Consider the following 18,969-nt stretch of genomic DNA (forward strand, 5'->3'; position numbering starts at 1 on the left):
AATGAGGGGGCGGTCACCCCCTAATGTTCAAACTTTATTGGTTAATGCTTTTCTCTGCCGAGGAGGGCGTTAATCTCAATCCCTATCTCATCAAGCCGGAAGGGAAGGTCATGCCAAAAATTCCAAAGAACGGGAAATTCAACTAATTTACTAAGAAAGCGGACAAACTCTCCTACCAATTTTTCTTGACGCTCAAACTCCACAATGGCTCTCATCTCCTCTTTTTGTTGAGGGCGAAGTATTGGATTTTTAAACCGTTCAATTTCCTTGGGTAGCATAAAATAATCACAAGTCCCATCAGCGTTTTTAGTACTAACAATTGGAATAAATCGTTGATTGCGTAAATACGAAGCATAGGAGTGAAGTGAATCGTTATTGTCCGCTATTCTCATTTCACCCAGTTTTTTTCTATGAAGAGTTTCTCCCTTAAGCATGGCTTGAAGGCATTTATATGCTTTTGTTCCAGTTTCATTGCTCATAATCATTTCCTTATACATTTTCATTAATCCATTGCTCAATAACCTCAGTGCGCCACACAAGTACCGAATTAATCTTGGATGGCCTGGGGAATAAACCTTTATTCCACCAGCGTCTAAGCGTTAATCGATTGCGGCCAGTCATTTGCTCTAGATGCGTGATATAGAGAAGTGCCTGTTTTAGTTCTTGGGACATATTGATTTCCTATTTAGTTCAACCGAGTAAAAATGGTCTCATATAGGAATTAATGGTATGAAATAAGGGCTGTTTTTGGATAAAATATGAGCTAAAAGTAGTGGGGATTCCGTTCTCATTTAGGGTAATTCGCGGTAAATTACCCTAAAATTACCTTTCAATTACCCTTGATGCGTAGTTTGATAAAGTTAAGCAGCGGATTGTTTAAGACTATTTATGACCGTATCAAAAATATTCTTAAAAGAAGACAAAGCACGATTTAGGCTAGAGGAAGAGGTCATGCCCAGTTCATTTTCTAATTTGAAATAAACCTTATGTTTACCTTCTTTATTTAACAAACAGTAAACTTCTTTTACTTTTGGTCCATCATCGTACTTTTCTCCTTCATCTTTTGGATTCTTTTTGTAATAAGTGTTAGTCATCATTGTTTTAAATTTAATAAAAGAAGAACAAATATTAGTTTCTATAAGATGGGAGACCCAAACCTCTAATGCTGCTCTTACTAAAGTTTTTTCTTTTGATGTTTTAAGTTTTAGTGGGAGTTGTTTATTATCATTGGGGGCAGGCTGCTTATTAGCTAAATTAGGCATAGTACCAAACAAATAATTAAATTCTGGCAACTGTTGGAGAATTTGTAATGCTAATTCTTTAGTTACTTCAACACTCCAGTCATCAGGAATTTCTCTTTCAGGATAAATTGCTACTACGGCAATATCTAAGATACCTTCTTTGTCTGCAATTTTACGATGATTGGGTAGCATTAAAGCCCGCTCATTTAATTCTACACCCAATATTTCCTCAAGCTTTTCGCGTAATAATTTATGTATGCTTATAGCATTATTGAAAAGTTTTTCCTCGTTATAATCTATGTCGCTATAATCAGGGTATTTTCTAGATGAAACGGCTAAATAATGAGCGATATATTTCAGCCATATTTTTTCTGGTAATTGGTTTGGGAGCAGCGTTACGGGATTATTACTACAAACAATCCTTTGATTTCTGAGTAATTCAGCAGATAAATTTATTGCTGCCAGGTTATGGCGATATAGCTTATTCGCTCTATTTTCACGCTCTTGGAGAAGCTCTGTTTTTTGTCTGTAATGCAAATCCTTACCTACAGAATCTACCAAACGAAAGCTGAGGGAGTCCCATGCGTCTTCTTGTGGCTCTAGCCAATAAGTATTAATGCCGTTACCTTTATGATCGTGAGCTATTTCCCAACTGATTCCTAGCTTTTTATATATAGCTTCTGTTTTGGAGTTAGTGGGTAAAGTGCTAATTTCAAAAAGATTGAGGCACATTTGAATTTCATCGGCTATTTTTTTATGAAAAATATTGTCTATTGCGTCAACATATTCGCATAGATTTTGATCGCCCCAAGGAATGTTATCATATGGACATCCTCTTTGTAGAATCGCATTTAACCATGCTAGGTCGCGAGTGGTAGCTTTTTCCTTTTTGACGAACTCATCCATTTTAAAACTTTTATTCGGCTCTGGAGCATATTCTTTAAGATAGGCAATTATTTTTTTATGAAACAGGGGAGTTAATTCGTTAAGAATTTGCATTATTACTCCATCAAAGCAATATCATCACTGAAATGTGCCAAGCAAAAGAGGTGATGAAACCCTTGGTTCTCCTCGCGAAGGATAGCTTGGCGTGAGCATTATACAGCCGCGATTAAGCTCAACAAAATGATTTTACTTCTTTTTCTCTTGTCTTTTCTTTAGGGATTCTATTTGTTTCAATTCCTTTTCTGCTTCAATGAAGTCTATTTCAACTTTGGTGGGCTGGGTAAGGACGTTTTGGCGAAATTTTTCATATTCTTCATGTGCTTTTTTTAATGCTTTGTTATGGGTTATTTTTCCTGAATGGGTTAGCAGGTCACGATCAGAAACTCTAAGGAAATCATCTAATTTTTTAATCCAATCATTCATCGTCATAGGCTTGTGGCTCAGTGCTTGCATTTCTGCGAACTCTAAATACATGGTCACAATCCGATTGAGAATATCAAGCTCTTGTTCATTCAGATAATTTTTGGCAACCTCGGCTTCATTTTTACGAATTGTTGCGCCAATCCAGCTAGTCATGCCCATATTGGGTTTAGTGGCATCAGCGCGCTGATGAATAATTTCTGCTGCGGTGTGTCCATGTGCTGCCCAATGCATTTTATTCTGGATGATTTTAAAAAAATCACGTGATGTTTCTGCGCTTCCATCATAATCAATACTGGTTGCGTAGATGTCTAATACCTTACGCCAAAATACTTTCTCTGAGGAACGGATATCTCGAATACGGGCAAGTAATTCATCAAAATAATTACCACCACCTACGTTTTTAAGCCGCTCATCATCCATAGAGAAGCCTTTAACGATGTACTCACGTAAGCGTTGGGTTGCCCATATACGAAACTGTGTACCACGGATACTATTTACTCGATAACCAACAGAGATAATGGCATCGAGGTTATAATATTCAATGACTCGTTCTATTGGCCTGTTGCCTTCATTTTGAACTGTTGCAAATTTTGCAACAGTTGAATTTTTATCCAATTCACTGGTTTCATAAATATTTTTTAAATGGCGGCTAATACCTGATTTATCAACTCCAAATAACTCGGCCATTTGGTTGATGGTTAACCACACAGTTTCATTTTGCATTCTAGTTTCAATGCGAATATTACCCTCTGTTGTTTGGTAGAGTAAGAACTGTGTATCTGTAGGTTGGATTTCTTGAGTCATACTTCATCCTTATTATTAATTTTTTAGTAATCCAAAAAGGGGAGGGCAATTTGCCCCCCCTTTTACTTTTTGGCCAGTTTTAAATACGTATAAATTTAATCTGTGACAATATGTCACGGGTTCGATATCTATCCACTTTATGAACATTTACTGAATGTAATGGGTATTACATTCTCTTGTAATAAGAACTCAAGATAATCACTCCATCTAGTTAATGCTTCTTTACGTTGGTGAAGCATTTCATTTCTGTTATAAGTCGCCATGATTTTGGGCATCTTATGGCCAAGGCATTTTTCAATGACCACTGGATCAACGTGAAGGGTTTCACCAAGCTGAGTACAAAAACTTCGTCTTAGATCGTGTGCTGTCCAGTGAGGGATGCCGACACGCTCTTGAATACGATTAATGGCTCGGGAGAGTGCTTTAGGGCTTAACGGTTCATTTTCTTTGGCAGACAATATAAATTCCGAATCTGATACAGATTGAAGCTCTTGAAACATGGTTTTTACGGGTTCCGTTAAATGAATCCGCATGATTTCATCTTGTTTGGTATGTTCTTTAGGTATTGTCCAAAGTGAATTTTGATAATCAATTTCTGACCAAGTAGCTAGCCTGAGTTCACCGGATCGTATTCCGGTATGTAAGATTATTTTTATGGCGAGTTTGGTTTGTAAGGACATGCGATTATTATTGCTATCTAAAAACAATAACAGAGTCTTTATTTCGTTCGTGGTTAAATATCGATCTCTTGGCTTTTCGATTCCCCCAATATCACGAGCTTGTAACAGCATGGCTGGGTTTTCTGTCATTGCGCCACGTCTGACCCCATAGCTAAAGGCTTGCTTTAATGCCGCTAGTACTTTATTGGCGTGAACTGGGGAGCCTCTTGTTACTATTTTATCAAGGGCACTTGTTACTAAAGCATGAGACAGTTTGGTTAATTCAATGTCACCTAGTAAAGGCAATATGTCAGCATCGATGAGCTGCTTAATTTGTTGTGGTTGTTTCCGTTCTTTTTCAATATAACCAGAGTACCAAGCCAGAACCAGCTTTTTTACGGTATTACTCTCTTTTTCTTTATCCTGTTGTATGAGTTCCTTTGGGTTGTGTCCTTCGCGGCGTAATTCACTGAGTTCTATAAATCGTTTTTTGGCACTAGCCAAGCTCATTGCTGGATAATGTCCTAGTGTTATTCTGTCAGTTTTGTCAGCCATCTTATAACGATAAATCCACGATTTAATGCCGTTGGGGGTGACTCGAATACCAAAGCCACCACCTTCGTATTCCTCATAACGGCTTGCTTTAGGTTTCATGCCTTTAATGTAGGTATCGGTAAAATTGCCCATTACAGCCTCATCAGGTTGGGGTACACTTCGGGGTACACTTAAATTAGTGCTTACATGAAGTTTGTTGAAAGTGGTTGAATGTGATGATATGGTTAAAGTCAATATATATCAAGGGTATTGAGGGGCATTTGAAGCTCTTTGATATTTCTTGAAATAGTTAATAGATAGCATGGGGTGCTAGTGGTCGAAGGTTCAAATCCTTCCGTCCCGACCAATAAATCCCCTTTAAATCAGTAAGTTGTATACTCTAAGTTAAACCCCTTAATAAAAATTCTCGGCTCTTTCCCAATCAGGGGGTACTAATGCTCTTAAGCTTTTCCAGATCGTCTTTCACGCGCTGAGTGGCTTTATGGCCTTCTTGTATTGTTTCTTTCGCACGGTCGAATTCCATAAGCCCAATATAGCCAAGCTTCGGCTCGATGAGAATGTCAGGCGGATCCTCTGCGATTCGCGAGTGGGTGATGCGCTCCTGCATAATATTAATGGAGCCAGCGATCACATCGAAGAGACCAGGTTCGGGGATTTTTTTCTTCCGTAGTGAGGAAATAAAAGAATCCAACCTAATATCAAAGTCAGCTTTCAGCTTAGATGCCCACTTAGAAAGAGTTGGATCATTGCTTTCAACGTATTCCAGTTTCTTGTTGTTGTCTTTATTATGAGTTAACGATTTTTCACTGTGGTGTTGGGAGAAATGTCTGCCAACGAGATCCCCATTCAGGTTTACAGCGATGATATAATCTGCACCCATTGCGCGTGCTATTGAAATAGGTACAGGATTGACTAGGCCGCCATCTAGCATAAAATCGTGTTTTAGAACAAAAGGTGCAAAGATACCAGGCAAAGAGATGGAGGCTCGCACCGCTTCGAGCAAGGAACCTTCGCGCAACCAATGCTCTTTACCATTAAATAGAGATGTAGCAACACAAGCAAAAGGCAGATTCAAATCCTCGATATTAAGATTTCCAATACGTTTCTCTATTGCAATCATGAGGGGTTGTCCCTGAATAAAGCCCCCACCAGTCATGCGGACATCTAATAATTTTAGGATGTCCATACGCCTTAGGGTGTAAACCCATTCTTCAAATTTATCGAGGTTAACTGATGCATAAGCAGCACCAACTACCGCGCCTATGGACGAACCTGTAACTAGATCCGGTTCTATACCCAAGTTGGCCAATTCACGAATGACTCCTATGTGCGCCCAGCCACGTGCGGACCCGCTACCTAATACTAGTCCTATTGTTGGTCTTGCCATGCTATCGATCTCATGTCATTTTCTAATAAATTATAGTCAGTAAATTATAGAGCTTGAACACCCAGGATAATTATGATGAAGTTGAAGTTTTGCTGCGAAAGAAAAGCAGGCAACGGCCGGTTTCTGAAAAGATATAATTTGTGGGATTATTGATCTATTGTTGGAGAATTCAATTCATTATTGATGTTCATATGCTGATTGTGAATGAGGCGTAATAATGTTTCAGCGATTGCTGCATCTGTAAGCCTCAATTTGTTGTCTTCAGCTTTCATTTTCAACCGGTGACAATTTGTCAGCACTTCACTTCCTTCTTTGTTTAATCATTCTTTCAGTTTGTTCCAATATTTTCTGGCTTTTTGATATTCAGGTTGTTTTATCAAAGCCTGGACTATTGGTGTTAAAAACAATATTAGCTAATAAAAGGATCAAAAAGGTTTAAAATTGGGATTCATTTCATAAACATCTTCTAGTTCAGTAAGACATTGGAACAAACAGTCAAGGTAGTTAGCATCAAACAGTATTCCTTTCTTTTCCTCAAAATATTCGAGTATAGCTTTTTGTGGTATCGCTTTTCGATATGGTCTATTAGTTGACATTGCTTCATATACATCAGCAATAGCCACAATGCGTGCTGGTATAGTAATTTCCTCATCTTTTAGACCATTGGGGTAGCCAGAACCATCCATACGCTCGTGATGTTGATACACTACGGATTTAATATCGCAAGGAAAATGCATATGTTCAATTATTTTATTACCAATTGAGACATGAGTTTTCATTATTTCATATTCATTCATAGTCAATTTTCTTGGCGTAACTAAATATTCCATCGGAATTGCGATCTTGCCAATATCATGTATGAGAGCCCCGTAATAAATCGTGATTAAACATTTTTGATTAGTAATATTTGCTCTAGCAGCAATGTTCAATGAAAGCAATGCCACTCGTTTTTGATGTCCAGCAGTATAAGCGTCCCTAGACTCTACAAAGTCAGAAAAAGATAAAATGGTATTTAAAAAAGATTGTTGCAGTAATCTCTTATCGGTTTCTAATTGTTCATTAAGCTCAATTTGTGATGTGATATCTTCAAAATATATCATATAAATTAATTGACTAGTTAAAATATTACTTACTGGAATAACGCGAACAATGAATGTTCTCTTATTAACCTCTATTTCTGTACGAGATTCAACTCGATGTTCAACAGTTTTTTTAAAAAAATCTGGCACTGTATTTTGTAATGGATACACTTTCCAAAAAAGTTTATTCTCTGGGTTTTCAGCTGCTAATTGTTTATATGATTTATTTGCGAATAATATTACACCGCTCTCATTACAGACCAAATTGGGGCTCAGTAATTTATCAAGAACTTGAAACATAACAGTAGCAAGTTTTTCTTCTTCACTATTAAATTTCATATGTGGTTGTGTTGTTTTGTTTCATAATATAAATAAGATTATAGTAAAGGCTATAATTTTTGAATTAAAGATAGGAGACGATGTTTCAGTAAAACATGATATCCAGTGGTCAAATAAGCCTCAATTTTTTACATTGAATTAGCTAAAATTGACTGTACTACTTCATCATTGCAATCAAGCAGCACGCATCATTAAGCTCTTTTAATAATTGTTTCCTATCCAGGGCGGGCAAGCCCTGGCCGTTCTGGTTTTCAAAAAATCCCTTTATCAGCGGCAGGGATGGTAAGGCTATAAGTCGAAAGCAAACTATTGCTGTTGGTTTATCAAAAGCTTGGAAAAAAGGAGAAAAATTCATGAGAAGAAAGAAAGTTAATCAATTTCGAGATAAAAATTCTCGCGAAGGTTTCTATGTCTAAGAATAATCAGTGGTCTCAAAAAGTTACCCAACTTTCTCATGCTTTAGATTTAGAGGAAGGAGTTTTCACTTGGGATGATCCAAAAAAAATTGCTACTTCATTAATTAATTCAGCTGAAAAAAGCACGTGCCGGAAAGGTACTGTTTATCAATCAGCGATGTCAATGCTTAATTTTTATATTAATAGAGCTGGAAAAAAACTATCTCAGGAGCAAAAGAATATTTTAAACGAGGCAAAAGAAGAATTAAAACGAAAAAAAGGTAATAGCAAATAGTAATAGGCTTCAAACAGAGCAAAGTTACGGTAATCCAAGGGGAGCGGAACAAGAAAATGCAGAGGACAGACAACAATTAAAAGTTGACTAAATCCGTCTTGCGGCGGCGGTTCTCGTACTATTTCTAATGACTAGATAGTCAGCCCTCGTTAATTTTTTTTAATAAATTGCAGATCTAAACAATTTTACTGTCTATACTTAGCAACGGTATCTAACAATAAACTAAGGAAAGTATCATGTATAAAAAACTATTAGGGATAATGGTGTTCGCTTTTTCTCTCGTATTAGGCCAAGCAGTTTTTGCTGATTCTGAGCATTGTGGAGAGGGTGTTAAAAAGATGGTTGAATCATTAAATCTTGATGATTCTCAAAAAGCAAAAATAAAACCAATCTTAGAGCAGTTAAAATCAACAATTGCTGATAAAGCTAGCCAAATGGGTGATCTGAGAAAACAAATTAGCCAGCAAGTTCAATCTGCTAGTATGGATCAATCGACAGTCAATGGTTTAGTTGATCAAAAAACTCAATTGCTTGGCGATATCATGAAAGCAAAACTTGCAGCAACCAATCAAATTATGAATATACTCAATGATCAACAAAAAGCTCAACTGCATAAGAAAATGCAAGAAGCAGAAGAGAAATGGTCTGAAAAATTTAAATCATGCCATGAAGAAGGTTAATCATTAAACACGATATTAAAAAGCCAGTTTGATTTATCCAACTGGCTTTTTAATTGATAAGTGGATTTTTATATTGTTGTAAATAAAGTTTTGCGAATTGATAAGAAGCATAATCCGTTATATGACCTATATCGCGAAACACAGGGACCCCGTCGATATCTGCTTTACATCGATTATTTAAACACTGCACCTTTTTAGGGTCGATAACAATAAGTTGCGGGTATTTTTTCTGCATCTCTTTAAATAAATTGTTTAGCCAGAACTCAGCACTAGTTTGCAAATTGAAATCACATTGCTCTGGACTATAACTTGTTCTTTGTTTTATATGTTGGAAAAAACAATCGTGAAGATTTTCAGGGGTTGAGGCCGTTGCTTTTATTAAAACAGGTTTTGCTCCCGAAGCAGTAATAATTTCTAAGGCTTTATCTAAGGCTGCTTTAATTCGCTTTTGCGTCAATTCAGCCGAGCATTGATCATGCAATTGATTAATAATGCTATGCCCTAAATAATTTTTCCAGGTTTGGCCTATGATGACAAAATCGTAATGATTCGATTTTATCATATCAAAATAACGGGTTGTTTGTTCATAACATTCCTGATAGATATCATTTTTAAATGACCACCAATCATAGAGAAATATACCAGGTAAAGTAAGGCAGGATGAGGTCGCTTGAGCAAGAATGGAAAGATTGGCATCTTTAGCCAAAGTATCCATAAAGCCCCAATAATGATTTGAATAAGAGTCGCCAATCATGAACCCCTTTTTGCTAGGTGAATTTTTTGCGCCAAGTGTACATTCAGCATTGATATCAATATTTCTTTTACCAATGCATAAAGGTCTTTGCGAACTATTATAGCGATTTAATTGTTTATAAATTCTGACTACTTCTTCATTAAAACGATAAGGCAGCCCCGCATTTTTTTTGATGATATAGGCGCTCAAATGCATTATTGCAACGGGTAAAATAAGTAAATAGATAAGACTATAGCTAAACCGAAGCTGCTTTAATCTACGTGCTGGTTTTTCGATAAATCGCCAAGAGAGATAGGCAAAAACAAAAGAAAAAATAAAAGCGAATAAGGTAAGAAAAGCCGTTTCTTTAAGACCTTCATAATGAATAAACGCAAAAATAGGCCAATGCCAAATATAAAGTGAATAAGAGATTAACCCAATGAAAACAATCGGTTTTGCTGACAGTAATTGGCTGATAAATGGTTTAGGTTCATGTTCCCCAATTGCAATCAGCAAGCCGGTCGCGACGCATAAAATAAACGCGTAATGATTGGGAAAACCTAGACTGATATTGCTGCGAGTGGCGATATAAATTAAGGTTAAAAAGGCCAGTGTACCAATGAGATCTAAAACAAGATTAGGCACAGAAAAGCGTCGTGGAGAAACTGCCACACAAGAACCAATCAAAAATTCAAAAATACGACTTAAAAATTGATAATAAGTTTTTTCTGCAAAGTTAGCCGAAAAGTACAGGGCTAAAGCGAAAAAAAGTAGGGTGAGCAGATAAATAAGCTTGCTAATATGTTGTCTAGGAATCCATTGATTCAGTAAATAGATAGCAATGGGTAACACTAAATAGCATTGCCATTCAATTGATAAAGACCAGGTATGCAAGAGGGGTAATTGATTAGAGGCAGTTGCAAAATAGCCGGTAGTGACCTGAGAGAAATAGCTGTTTGAGGTAAAAATGGAGGTTTTTCGAGCACTTTTGGCGTATTGCACTAAATCATCCGGCAAATAAAAAACGAAGGCGCAAAGAGTAACTACCACAAGCAAGCAAATAAACACCGGTTGTAGACGCCATAGTCGACGGCTATAAAATTCAAGGAAAGAAAAATTTTGATTCTGAATAGAGTGATGGATGATGCTGGTGATCAAAAAACCAGAAATCACGAAAAAAAGGTCAACGCCGATAAACCCAGAAGGAAAAAGCTTCAGGCCGCTATGAAAAAATAAAACAAATAGAATCGCAATCGCTCTTAATCCATCCACATCTGAACGATAGATCATCCTTTATCTTCCTATTAAGTTTCGGTTTTATATGAGCGGGGTTTGGGCCCAATGGCGTTGTCTTAAGGATTTTTTGACTAGGTTTAATTCACGCTTACGTGCCGCAATCTTATTCGATACCCAGATCTCTGGAGCTCGCGAACAAGTTGCGAGAGGTAGGCGGAAGTGATTTTTATCCTTAAGGCAGCGCCATTAGGTTAAGACCCAACTTTCTAGGCCAAAGAAGCTATATCAATAACAAAACGATAACGAACATCACTTTTTAAAATGCGTTCATAGGCTTCATTGACTTTCTGGATAGGAATAAGTTCGATATCAGAAATAATATTATGCTTACCACAAAAATCGAGCATTTCCTGAGTTTCTTTTATCCCACCAATCATCGAACCACCTAAAGTGAGGCGATTTTTTACCAATGAAAAGGCATGTAAAGGTACATTATTTTCAGGTACACCGACTACCACCATAGTGCCATCGCGTTTTAGTAAGGTAAGCAGTTGATTCCAGTCAATACCTGATGAGACTGTACAAATAATAAGATCAAAGGTTTTCGCTAATTTAGTAAAAGTGCTAACATCCGACGTCGCATAAAAATGATTAGCACCCATGCGCTTTGCGTCAGTTTCTTTGTTTAAAGAATGACTGAGCACTGTTACATCGGCTTTTAGAGCATGGGCAATTTTCACACCCATGTGACCTAAGCCTCCTAAACCAACGATGGCAATCTTTTTACCTGGGCCTGCGTGCCAATGTTTGAGTGGCGAATACAAGGTAATTCCTGCACACAATAAAGGCGCTGTGGCATCAAGAGGTAAATTTTCTGGGAGACGAAGCACATAGTTTTCATCAACGACAATCTTTGTTGAATATCCCCCTTGGGTTAAAGTGCTACCATCACGCTCTATACAATTGTAGGTGAGTGTCATTCCTTCATCGCAATATTGTTGCAGGTCTTCTTGACAGTTTTCGCAACGGCGGCAGGAATCAACAAAGCAACCGACCCCAACCTTGTCACCCACTTTAAATTTCGATACCTTTTTACCTACTTGGCTAACAAATCCGACAATTTCATGACCCGGAACCATAGGGAAAAGGGCTCCACCCCACTCATCACGAGCTTGGTGGATATCAGAATGGCAGATGCCACAATATTTAATGTCTATTAGCAGATCGTTATCACTGACATCGCGTCGTTCAAAAGAAAAGGGCTCTAAGGGCGATTTTACAGTTAGGGCGGCATAACCTTTTACCGGAATCATTATATTATCCTTATTTGTTGGAGTCGGTTTTTTAAAAGTTCCAATAGTATCTTTAATAGATTGTTTTGCAACATAAAATTAAGACTGGATTTTAAAGCGCTAGAGTGGAGTACCTGTTCAGCTTGCCATCGTGAAATGTTGTAGGCCCTTAACTTAAGGTCCCGCTAAAAAGACTGGAAATAAGCTGTTATTTAATAAATTAAGATTATATGTGAAAGAATTGCCCAATTTAGATACCATTTAGATGCAAATTTTGGTACAATGCGCCGCAATTTTTACAACCTTTGCTAAGGAGTTACCTTGTCCGATTCTCTCGCAGTGGATTCGAGCACAATATTGCCTCGAAGCGATCTAATGGCATGGTTAGTATGCTTATCGGCCGGGTTATTTTTCTTTTATGAGTTTTTTCAACTCAATATTTTTGATGTGATTAATCAGCCGCTACGCGATGATTTTCATCTAGATGCCACTCAACTTAGTTGGATGTCGAGCACCTATTTATGGGCTGATATTCTTTTCCTTCTTCCTGCAGGAATTATTTTGGATCGCTTCTCAACGCGCAGAGTGATTCTTATTGCGATGTTAATTTGTGTGATTGGTACGGTAGGATTTGCACTGACAGGTTCTTTTGCATTAGCTTGTTTTTTCCATTTTCTTTCGGGGATTGGTAACGCGTTTTGTTTTCTTTCCTGCGTTGTCTTGGTTTCTCATTGGTTTCCTCCGCGTCGCCAAGCCTTTGTCATTGGGTTACTCGTCACGATGGCATTCTTAGGCGGCATGATGGCACACACTCCTTTTGCACACCTCAATGAATATTATGGCTGGCGGGATTCTTTGCTTATTGATGGTGCGGTGGGTGCTTTTTTATTAGTATGGATTTATCTTGTTGTTCAAGATAAGCCTAATCAGAAAATAGTAACTAAAATTTCCAATCAAACAGCTATTGGTTCAAGCTTTTTGCAATCGCTCACCAATCCACAAAATTGGCTTGCTGGGCTTTATACCTCCTTGTTAAATCTGCCGATTATGGTCCTTTGTGCCTTGTGGGGTGCAAGTTACTTACAAGTTGTCCATCATTTGCCAGAAATGGCGGCCTCTAACGTAGTTAGTCTTATCTTTATCGGTAGCATCATTGGTTGTCCTTTGGTGGGTTGGCTTTCAGACACTCAAGGCCGTCGTAAGCCCCTAATGATTTTAGGGGCTCTTGCAACTTTAGTGACGGTTATTCCTTTATTTATGGATCTTGATTTATCACAGACCCAGCTGAGCATTCTTTTCTTTGCTCTTGGGTTTTTTACCAGCGCGCAAGTGGTTAGCTATCCTTTAATTGCTGAATCTAATTCTTCAGAAAATACAGGGGCTGCTACAGGGATCGCCTCAGTCCTCATTATGGGAGGAGGGGGTATAGGTCAGGTGCTCTTCGGTTTGTTAATGCAGCAACATGCGGGGGCTACCTCTCAAAACTATGTGGTAGCTGATTTTCAATATGCAATGTGGATTTTCCCTTTAACTGCGGTAGCTGCATTGTTAGCTGTTTTACTAACTCGTGAAACTTACTGTAAACGAATGTAATGAGAGGGCTTGTATGCGGATGGTAGAAGAATACACAACCAATGAACAGCTAGGAAGTTCTTTATTACCATGGGTGGTATGTATCAGTGCGTCCTTATTTTTCTTTTATGAGTTTATTCAAGGCAATATGTTTGCATCAATTGCCGATAATATTATGCAGGATTTCCATGTACAAGCTGACAAGATGGCTTATTTGTCAAGCATTTACTATGTGTCGAATGTTATTTTTCTTTTTGTCGCCGGTTTTGTTCTAGATCGATTTTCTACCAAAAAAACCATCCTCGTGGCTATGTTACTTTGTGTACTGAGCACTTTTATTTTAGCGCATGCGCAATCGTTTTATTTGGCTTTATTTTGTCGTTTTGTAACGGGTATCGGTAGTGCTTTTTGCTTTCTTGGTCCTATTCGCCTTGCATCTCGTTGGTTTCCACCGAAGCGAATGGCCCTTATTACCGGCGTTATTGTAACTATCGCAATGACTGGCGGTATGTTAGCTCAGTACCCCCTCACCCAATTAGTTGCGCAAATTGGCTGGCGTGAAGCTTTAATGCAAGTGGGTTGGCTGGGAATGATTATGCTCGTTGTGATGTATTTTGGCATCATTGATAAAGCTCAAACGACGAGTCAAAATAAACGAAAGCTGGGTTTGCTAGCGACGGCAAAAAAAGCTTATCTTAATTCTCAAAACCTGAGAGCAGCACTTTATACGAGTTTGATGAACATGGCCATTGCTGTCTATGGTGCGATGATGGGCTCTCTTTATTTGGTCCAGAAAATGGGCATATCGAAAGCAGATGCTGCAGTAGTTAACTCCATGTTATTTTTAGGCGCGATTATTGGCGGCCCACTGATCGGTTGGTGTTCGGATAAATTGGGTTTACGTATTCTGCCAATGAAAGCAGGTGTAATCGCTTCTTTGCTGACAATGCTTGCTATCTTATTCGTTCCTGTTTCTTTGCCAGTGATGAAAATTTTATTTCTGCTTCTAGGATTTTTTACTGCAGCACAAGTCATTAGCTATGCTCTAGTGGCTGAAAGCAGTTCTCCATCGATGACTGCTTCTGCAGTGAGCGTTGTTTCTATTTTGACCCAAGGCGGCTGCGTCATCTACCAAATTTTATTTAGCTTCTTGCTAATGCAACACGGTGAAATGCAAATGGCAGATGGTGTTCCAGTCTATTCTTTAGGTGATTACCAATACGCTGGTTTAATTTTTCCAATTGGATTAATTATTGCCTTAGCAGTGTTATTTGGTTTAAAAGAAACGCATTGTCGCCAAATAGAGGAATAAATATGCTTGGGCGTGTTTGTATTTTATTAATGGATTCGATGGGAATTGGTGCTAGTCTCGATGCCGACCGTTATGGAGATGCAGGGGCAAATACCTTTGCCCATATTCATCAAGCCTGTAATGAGGGCCGTGCTGATAAAGACGGTTTACGAAAAGGGCCGTTAAATATTCCTTATTTAACCAGCCTAGGTCTTTATCAGGCGGCGCTGGCGAGCTCAGGGATTCGGTTAATTGATCTCTCTACTGTGACTCCACCACGAGGTTATTACGGCTATGCTGTCGAGCAAAGTCTTGGGAAAGATACGCCGAGCGGTCATTGGGAGTTAGCTGGTGTTCCTGTGACTTTTGACTGGGGTTATTTTCCTGATCAAGAAAACTGTTTCCCCAAAAAATTAATTGATGAGTTGATCAAGAAAGCGAATTTACCGGGTGTTTTGGGTGAAAAACATGCTTCAGGAACCAAAATCATCGATGAGTTAGGTGAAGAGCATATTCGTTCGGGTAAACCCATTGTTTACACTTCAGCAGACTCTGTTTTTCAGATTGCGGCACACGAAGAGTCTTTTGGTTTAAGTCGATTATTAGAAATTTGCGAAATCGCTCGTGATTTAGTGGATGATTATCAAATTGGTCGAGTGATAGCGAGGCCATTTATTGGTAAACCAGGCAGTTTTTCGCGTACTGGTAATCGTCGAGATTATGCGACCTTACCTCCCGCGCCTACCTTATTAGATTTTTTGAAAGAGGCTGGCCGAGAAGTGATCGCTATCGGGAAAATTGCCGATATTTTTGCGCACCAAGGTATTACTCAGGAAATCAAAGCTGACGGCAATAAAGCGCTATTTGATGCTACCTTAACAGCAATGGAAACGGCTCCTCCTGGAAGTTTGGTGTTCACTAATTTTGTTGATTTTGACTCCTCTTATGGCCATCGACGTGATGTTGCAGGCTATGCTCATGCACTGGAGCAATTTGATCAACGTCTTCCTGAGTTATTCAAGCTGCTTAAGGCGGATGATCTAGTTGTTCTTGCTGCAGACCATGGTTGCGATCCCACCTTTCCAGGTTCTGACCATACGAGGGAGCATATTCCTGTCTTAGTTTATGGGGAGAAGCTTAGTAGTCGTTTTATAGGTCGTCGCGATAGCTTTGCTGATGTTGGTCAAAGTTTAGCAGAGCATCTAAACCTTGCTCCTTTATTGCATGGCGTGTCATTTATGGGCGAAGATACTCATAAATAGCATTATGAAGTATTGTTATACTTAGATCCTATTTATTACAGCAAATAAAATGAACTATCCCACCTTATTCCGGAATTATTGTGCGGAAATCGGACTTAAGCTAACCTCTTTACGTAAGAGTATTTTATTTATCTTATGGAGCACAAAAAAACCGCTTAAAGCCTATGAGATTTTAGATAAATTGCAGCAGATTAAGCTAAACGCTCAACCGCCAACCGTTTATCGCGTACTCGATTATTTTGCGGATTATGGTGTAGTGCATAAAATTGAATCGATTCAATCATACACGCTTTGCCACGAGCCTGCCGAACATCAGGCTTCTGAGGTGCTGATGGTTTGCAATAATTGCCATCAAGTCAATGAGTTATACGATAAAGCAATGCATGAGCTTGTTCAGAAATTATCGCAGGCTAATCATTTTCATCTTGGCCAAGGCGCTATTGAATTGAAAGGCTTCTGCGATAAATGCCAACCTACTCTAAAAAACTAAAATAATTTTTCTCAGCCATTGATTTTTCTTTTCTGATCCCCATTTTAGGAGTTTAGTCTGTAATGGGGATGTATTTTGGAACAATATCGAGGTACGACCATCCTGTCGGTAAGACGGGGAAAAAAAGTGGTTATTGGCGGTGATGGGCAAGTTAGCATGGGTAACACCGTCATGAAAGGCAATGCACGTAAAGTAAGACGCCTTTATAAAGATAATGTAATCGCTGGTTTTGCGGGTGGAACTGCCGATGCGTTTACACTGTTTGAGCGTTTTGAAAGAAAATTGGAAATGCATCAAGGCCACTTAGTTCGTGCCGCCGTTGAGTTGGCCAAAGATTGGCGTACCGACAAAGCGTTACGACGTTTAGAAGCACTTTTAGCAGTAGCCGATAAAAATGCTTCGCTCATTATTACGGGTAATGGGGATGTCATTGAACCGGAAGAGGGATTAATTGCTATTGGTTCCGGCGGGCCTTTTGCGCAGTCCGCTGCCCGTGCTTTGATTGAAAACACAAAATTATCAGCGCTTGATATCGTGCGCAAAAGTTTAAATATTGCTGCAGATATTTGTATTTATACCAACCACAATTTAACCATTGAAGAATTGGATACCGATAGTGAATAACGTAATGATGACTCCTAGAGAAATTGTGCAGGAATTGGATAAGCACATTATTGGTCAGGATGATGCTAAACGCGCAGTTGCTATTGCTTTACGTAACCGTTGGCGACGTATGCAAATTAAAGATCCGGTGCTGCGTAACGAAATTATGCCTAAAAACATTCTAATGATTGGGCCAACAGGGGTTGGTAAAACTGAAATTGCCAGACGGCTAGCCAAGCTTGCTCAAGCTCCTTTTATCAAGGTAGAAGCCACTAAATTTACCGAAGTAGGGTATGTGGGGCGAGATGTCGATTCGATTATTCGAGATCTAGGGGATATTGCTGTTAAGCAAGAGCGCGAATGGGCAATGAAAAAAGTTGAAAATTTGGCTGAAGATGCTGCAGAAGATCGGATCTTAGATGTCCTATTACCGCCTGCAAGAGGTAGTTTAACGCCAAGTGAAAAAGAAAATTCAACACGCCAAATTTTCCGTAAGCAATTGCGCGAAGGTCTTTTGAATGACAATGAGATTGAAATTGAGGTGTCTGCAAGTGCGGTTGGTGTTGAGATCATGGCCCCTCCTGGCATGGAGGAAATGACTAGCCAATTGCAGTCGATGTTCCAACAAATGGGTTCTAACCGCACCAAAACACGTAAACTGACCATTGCAAAGGCGATGAAGATTTTGCGTGAAGAAGAAGCTGCCAAGTTAATCAATGAAGAAGACATTAAAATTCGCGCGATCGAAAATATTGAGCAAAATGGAATAGTTTTCATCGACGAATTGGATAAAGTGGCCAAGCGTGCCGAGAATGGCAGCGGCGGTGACGTTTCACGCGAAGGAGTACAGCGTGATCTTTTGCCTTTAGTCGAGGGTACTACGGTTTCAACGAAATACGGTATGATCAAATCCGATCACATTTTATTTATTGCTTCGGGTGCTTTCCATGTTGCCAAGCCTTCTGATTTAATTGCGGAATTACAAGGCCGCTTACCCATTCGTGTCGAATTGTCAGCACTTAGCGTCGACGATTTTGTCCGTATCTTAACTGAGCCTAGTGCTTCATTGACGGAACAGTATACCGCTTTGATGGAAACGGAGGGTTTGAGTTTGACCTTTGACAATACTGGAATTCGACGAATCGCTGAGGTTGCTTGGAAGGTTAACGAACGTACTGAAAATATAGGTGCTCGCCGTTTATACACCGTCATGGAGCGTTTGCTGGAAGTAGTTTCTTTTGAGGCTACAGAAAAATCAGGTGAGGAAGTACATATCAATGCAGCTTATGTTGATGCACATTTAGGAAAATTAGTTGCTGATGAAGATTTAGCACGTTATATCTTGTAAATTCTATAGTTTCCTCCAAGCATTGAGGTCAATCGCTTGTAACTCCCCCAAAGTTATTGTCATCCCTGCCTTCGCAAGGATGGCAATTACTACGGATTTAGACGGTCTTAAAAATTCCCCGATGATCTTTATAAGTCAGGAAATTTTGTTATTTACTTAATCTTTTTTCGTTTTGATGGTGTGCATTTTTGCCTGATTTATCATCTGGATGCACGACCTTATGTTCGTCACGGCGACGTGCATCTTGTGATTCATTTTTGAATTTTTCGCGTTTTTTATTATGCGACATGACAATCTCCTTGAATGATTCAAATACAATCCCTAGCCTAAGATTAGGTTG

Annotated in this window: 19 protein-coding genes; 9 read left to right on the forward strand and 10 right to left on the reverse strand. The window is 38.9% G+C overall.

The genetic code is table 11. From position 1 onward, the window contains the following. Positions 1-41: 41 nt before the first annotated feature. The 7 genes from Lnau_RS14585 to Lnau_RS14615 form a co-directional block, all read right to left on the reverse strand. On the reverse strand, positions 42-479 hold the full coding sequence (locus Lnau_RS14585) for a hypothetical protein (RefSeq protein WP_133134852.1): 438 nt from the start codon (positions 477-479) through the stop codon (positions 42-44). A 10-nt stretch (positions 480-489) separates the two neighbouring features. Beyond that, complete coding sequence (locus tag Lnau_RS14590) at positions 490-672, reverse strand: helix-turn-helix transcriptional regulator (RefSeq protein ID WP_058505855.1); 183 nt, start codon at positions 670-672, stop codon at positions 490-492. Between the two features lie 188 nt (positions 673-860). Continuing rightward, entirely contained in the window at positions 861-2,240 is a 1,380-nt protein-coding gene (locus tag Lnau_RS14595; protein ID WP_058505856.1) for a hypothetical protein, read from the reverse strand. Positions 2,241-2,372: 132 nt separating this feature from the next. After that, positions 2,373-3,413 (reverse strand): virulence RhuM family protein, encoded by a 1,041-nt coding sequence (locus Lnau_RS14600; protein ID WP_058505857.1) that lies wholly within the window; start codon positions 3,411-3,413, stop codon positions 2,373-2,375. Between the two features lie 137 nt (positions 3,414-3,550). After that, positions 3,551-4,759, reverse strand: a complete 1,209-nt coding sequence (locus Lnau_RS14605) for a tyrosine-type recombinase/integrase (RefSeq protein ID WP_058505858.1) — start codon at positions 4,757-4,759, stop codon at positions 3,551-3,553. 289 nt (positions 4,760-5,048) lie between these two features. Further along, positions 5,049-6,014 (reverse strand): patatin-like phospholipase family protein, encoded by a 966-nt coding sequence (locus tag Lnau_RS14610; RefSeq protein ID WP_058505859.1) that lies wholly within the window; start codon positions 6,012-6,014, stop codon positions 5,049-5,051. A 425-nt stretch (positions 6,015-6,439) separates the two neighbouring features. Then, positions 6,440-7,432, reverse strand: coding sequence for an HD-GYP domain-containing protein (locus Lnau_RS14615; RefSeq protein WP_058505860.1), 993 nt, complete (start codon positions 7,430-7,432; stop codon positions 6,440-6,442). A gap of 266 nt (positions 7,433-7,698) precedes the next feature. Between Lnau_RS14615 and Lnau_RS16830 the strand changes: the two genes are divergently transcribed. The 3 genes from Lnau_RS16830 to Lnau_RS14630 all read left to right on the forward strand — a co-directional run bounded on the left by Lnau_RS16830 (position 7,699) and on the right by Lnau_RS14630 (position 8,802). Continuing rightward, the gene (locus tag Lnau_RS16830; RefSeq protein ID WP_274520289.1) at positions 7,699-7,848 is read left to right on the forward strand and encodes a DUF6496 domain-containing protein; all 150 of its coding nucleotides are present in this window, start codon (positions 7,699-7,701) and stop codon (positions 7,846-7,848) included. Further along, positions 7,841-8,122, forward strand: coding sequence for a DUF3175 domain-containing protein (locus Lnau_RS14625; protein ID WP_058505862.1), 282 nt, complete (start codon positions 7,841-7,843; stop codon positions 8,120-8,122). Before Lnau_RS16830 ends, Lnau_RS14625 begins: the two co-directional genes overlap by 8 nt. Before the next feature lie 236 nt (positions 8,123-8,358). Then, complete coding sequence (locus tag Lnau_RS14630; protein ID WP_058505863.1) at positions 8,359-8,802, forward strand: Spy/CpxP family protein refolding chaperone; 444 nt, start codon at positions 8,359-8,361, stop codon at positions 8,800-8,802. A 49-nt stretch (positions 8,803-8,851) separates the two neighbouring features. Here Lnau_RS14630 and Lnau_RS14635 read toward each other — a convergent pair whose 3' ends face one another. Continuing rightward, positions 8,852-10,825, reverse strand: coding sequence for an acyltransferase family protein (locus Lnau_RS14635; RefSeq protein ID WP_058505864.1), 1,974 nt, complete (start codon positions 10,823-10,825; stop codon positions 8,852-8,854). Between the two features lie 212 nt (positions 10,826-11,037). Then, complete coding sequence (locus Lnau_RS14640) at positions 11,038-12,084, reverse strand: NAD(P)-dependent alcohol dehydrogenase (RefSeq protein ID WP_058505865.1); 1,047 nt, start codon at positions 12,082-12,084, stop codon at positions 11,038-11,040. 300 nt (positions 12,085-12,384) lie between these two features. Here Lnau_RS14640 and Lnau_RS14645 point away from each other — a divergent pair, with 300 nt between their 5' ends. The 6 genes from Lnau_RS14645 to hslU all read left to right on the forward strand — a co-directional run bounded on the left by Lnau_RS14645 (position 12,385) and on the right by hslU (position 18,629). Then, on the forward strand, positions 12,385-13,656 hold the full coding sequence (locus Lnau_RS14645; protein WP_058505866.1) for an MFS transporter: 1,272 nt from the start codon (positions 12,385-12,387) through the stop codon (positions 13,654-13,656). A 13-nt stretch (positions 13,657-13,669) separates the two neighbouring features. Then, the gene (locus Lnau_RS14650) at positions 13,670-14,947 is read left to right on the forward strand and encodes an MFS transporter (protein ID WP_058505867.1); all 1,278 of its coding nucleotides are present in this window, start codon (positions 13,670-13,672) and stop codon (positions 14,945-14,947) included. A gap of 2 nt (positions 14,948-14,949) precedes the next feature. Continuing rightward, the gene (locus Lnau_RS14655) at positions 14,950-16,188 is read left to right on the forward strand and encodes a phosphopentomutase (RefSeq protein ID WP_058505868.1); all 1,239 of its coding nucleotides are present in this window, start codon (positions 14,950-14,952) and stop codon (positions 16,186-16,188) included. Positions 16,189-16,237: 49 nt separating this feature from the next. Beyond that, positions 16,238-16,678: a Fur family transcriptional regulator gene (locus Lnau_RS14660; protein WP_058505869.1), complete on the forward strand. Its 441-nt coding sequence runs from the start codon at positions 16,238-16,240 to the stop codon at positions 16,676-16,678. Between the two features lie 75 nt (positions 16,679-16,753). Next, the gene (gene hslV / locus Lnau_RS14665; RefSeq protein WP_058505870.1) at positions 16,754-17,302 is read left to right on the forward strand and encodes an ATP-dependent protease subunit HslV; all 549 of its coding nucleotides are present in this window, start codon (positions 16,754-16,756) and stop codon (positions 17,300-17,302) included. A 7-nt stretch (positions 17,303-17,309) separates the two neighbouring features. Next, positions 17,310-18,629 (forward strand): ATP-dependent protease ATPase subunit HslU, encoded by a 1,320-nt coding sequence (hslU, locus tag Lnau_RS14670; protein WP_058506023.1) that lies wholly within the window; start codon positions 17,310-17,312, stop codon positions 18,627-18,629. A 148-nt stretch (positions 18,630-18,777) separates the two neighbouring features. Here hslU and Lnau_RS16620 read toward each other — a convergent pair whose 3' ends face one another. After that, complete coding sequence (locus Lnau_RS16620; protein WP_165482920.1) at positions 18,778-18,918, reverse strand: hypothetical protein; 141 nt, start codon at positions 18,916-18,918, stop codon at positions 18,778-18,780. Between the last annotated feature and the right edge of the window lie 51 nt (positions 18,919-18,969).

This window comes from Legionella nautarum (genome assembly GCF_001467895.1).
GTDB classification, from domain to species: Bacteria; Pseudomonadota; Gammaproteobacteria; order Legionellales; family Legionellaceae; genus Tatlockia; species Tatlockia nautarum.

Excerpts from the sequence above, each read along its gene's own strand:
- Lnau_RS14635 (WP_058505864.1), bottom strand. The coding sequence starts at position 10,825 with ATGATCTATCGTTCAGATGTGGATGGATTAAGAGCGATTGCGATTCTA.
- Lnau_RS14605 (WP_058505858.1), bottom strand. The coding sequence starts at position 4,759 with ATGGGCAATTTTACCGATACCTACATTAAAGGCATGAAACCTAAAGCA.
- Lnau_RS14650 (WP_058505867.1), top strand. The coding sequence starts at position 13,670 with ATGCGGATGGTAGAAGAATACACAACCAATGAACAGCTAGGAAGTTCT.
- Lnau_RS14610 (WP_058505859.1), bottom strand. The coding sequence starts at position 6,014 with ATGGCAAGACCAACAATAGGACTAGTATTAGGTAGCGGGTCCGCACGT.
- Lnau_RS14590 (WP_058505855.1), bottom strand. The coding sequence starts at position 672 with ATGTCCCAAGAACTAAAACAGGCACTTCTCTATATCACGCATCTAGAG.
- Lnau_RS14640 (WP_058505865.1), bottom strand. The coding sequence starts at position 12,084 with ATGATTCCGGTAAAAGGTTATGCCGCCCTAACTGTAAAATCGCCCTTA.
- Lnau_RS14655 (WP_058505868.1), top strand. The coding sequence starts at position 14,950 with ATGCTTGGGCGTGTTTGTATTTTATTAATGGATTCGATGGGAATTGGT.
- Lnau_RS14615 (WP_058505860.1), bottom strand. The coding sequence starts at position 7,432 with ATGAAATTTAATAGTGAAGAAGAAAAACTTGCTACTGTTATGTTTCAA.
- Lnau_RS14625 (WP_058505862.1), top strand. The coding sequence starts at position 7,841 with ATGTCTAAGAATAATCAGTGGTCTCAAAAAGTTACCCAACTTTCTCAT.
- Lnau_RS14595 (WP_058505856.1), bottom strand. The coding sequence starts at position 2,240 with ATGCAAATTCTTAACGAATTAACTCCCCTGTTTCATAAAAAAATAATT.
- Lnau_RS16620 (WP_165482920.1), bottom strand. The coding sequence starts at position 18,918 with ATGTCGCATAATAAAAAACGCGAAAAATTCAAAAATGAATCACAAGAT.
- Lnau_RS14630 (WP_058505863.1), top strand. The coding sequence starts at position 8,359 with ATGTATAAAAAACTATTAGGGATAATGGTGTTCGCTTTTTCTCTCGTA.
- Lnau_RS14585 (WP_133134852.1), bottom strand. The coding sequence starts at position 479 with ATGAGCAATGAAACTGGAACAAAAGCATATAAATGCCTTCAAGCCATG.
- Lnau_RS14660 (WP_058505869.1), top strand. The coding sequence starts at position 16,238 with ATGAACTATCCCACCTTATTCCGGAATTATTGTGCGGAAATCGGACTT.
- Lnau_RS14600 (WP_058505857.1), bottom strand. The coding sequence starts at position 3,413 with ATGACTCAAGAAATCCAACCTACAGATACACAGTTCTTACTCTACCAA.
- hslU (WP_058506023.1), top strand. The coding sequence starts at position 17,310 with ATGACTCCTAGAGAAATTGTGCAGGAATTGGATAAGCACATTATTGGT.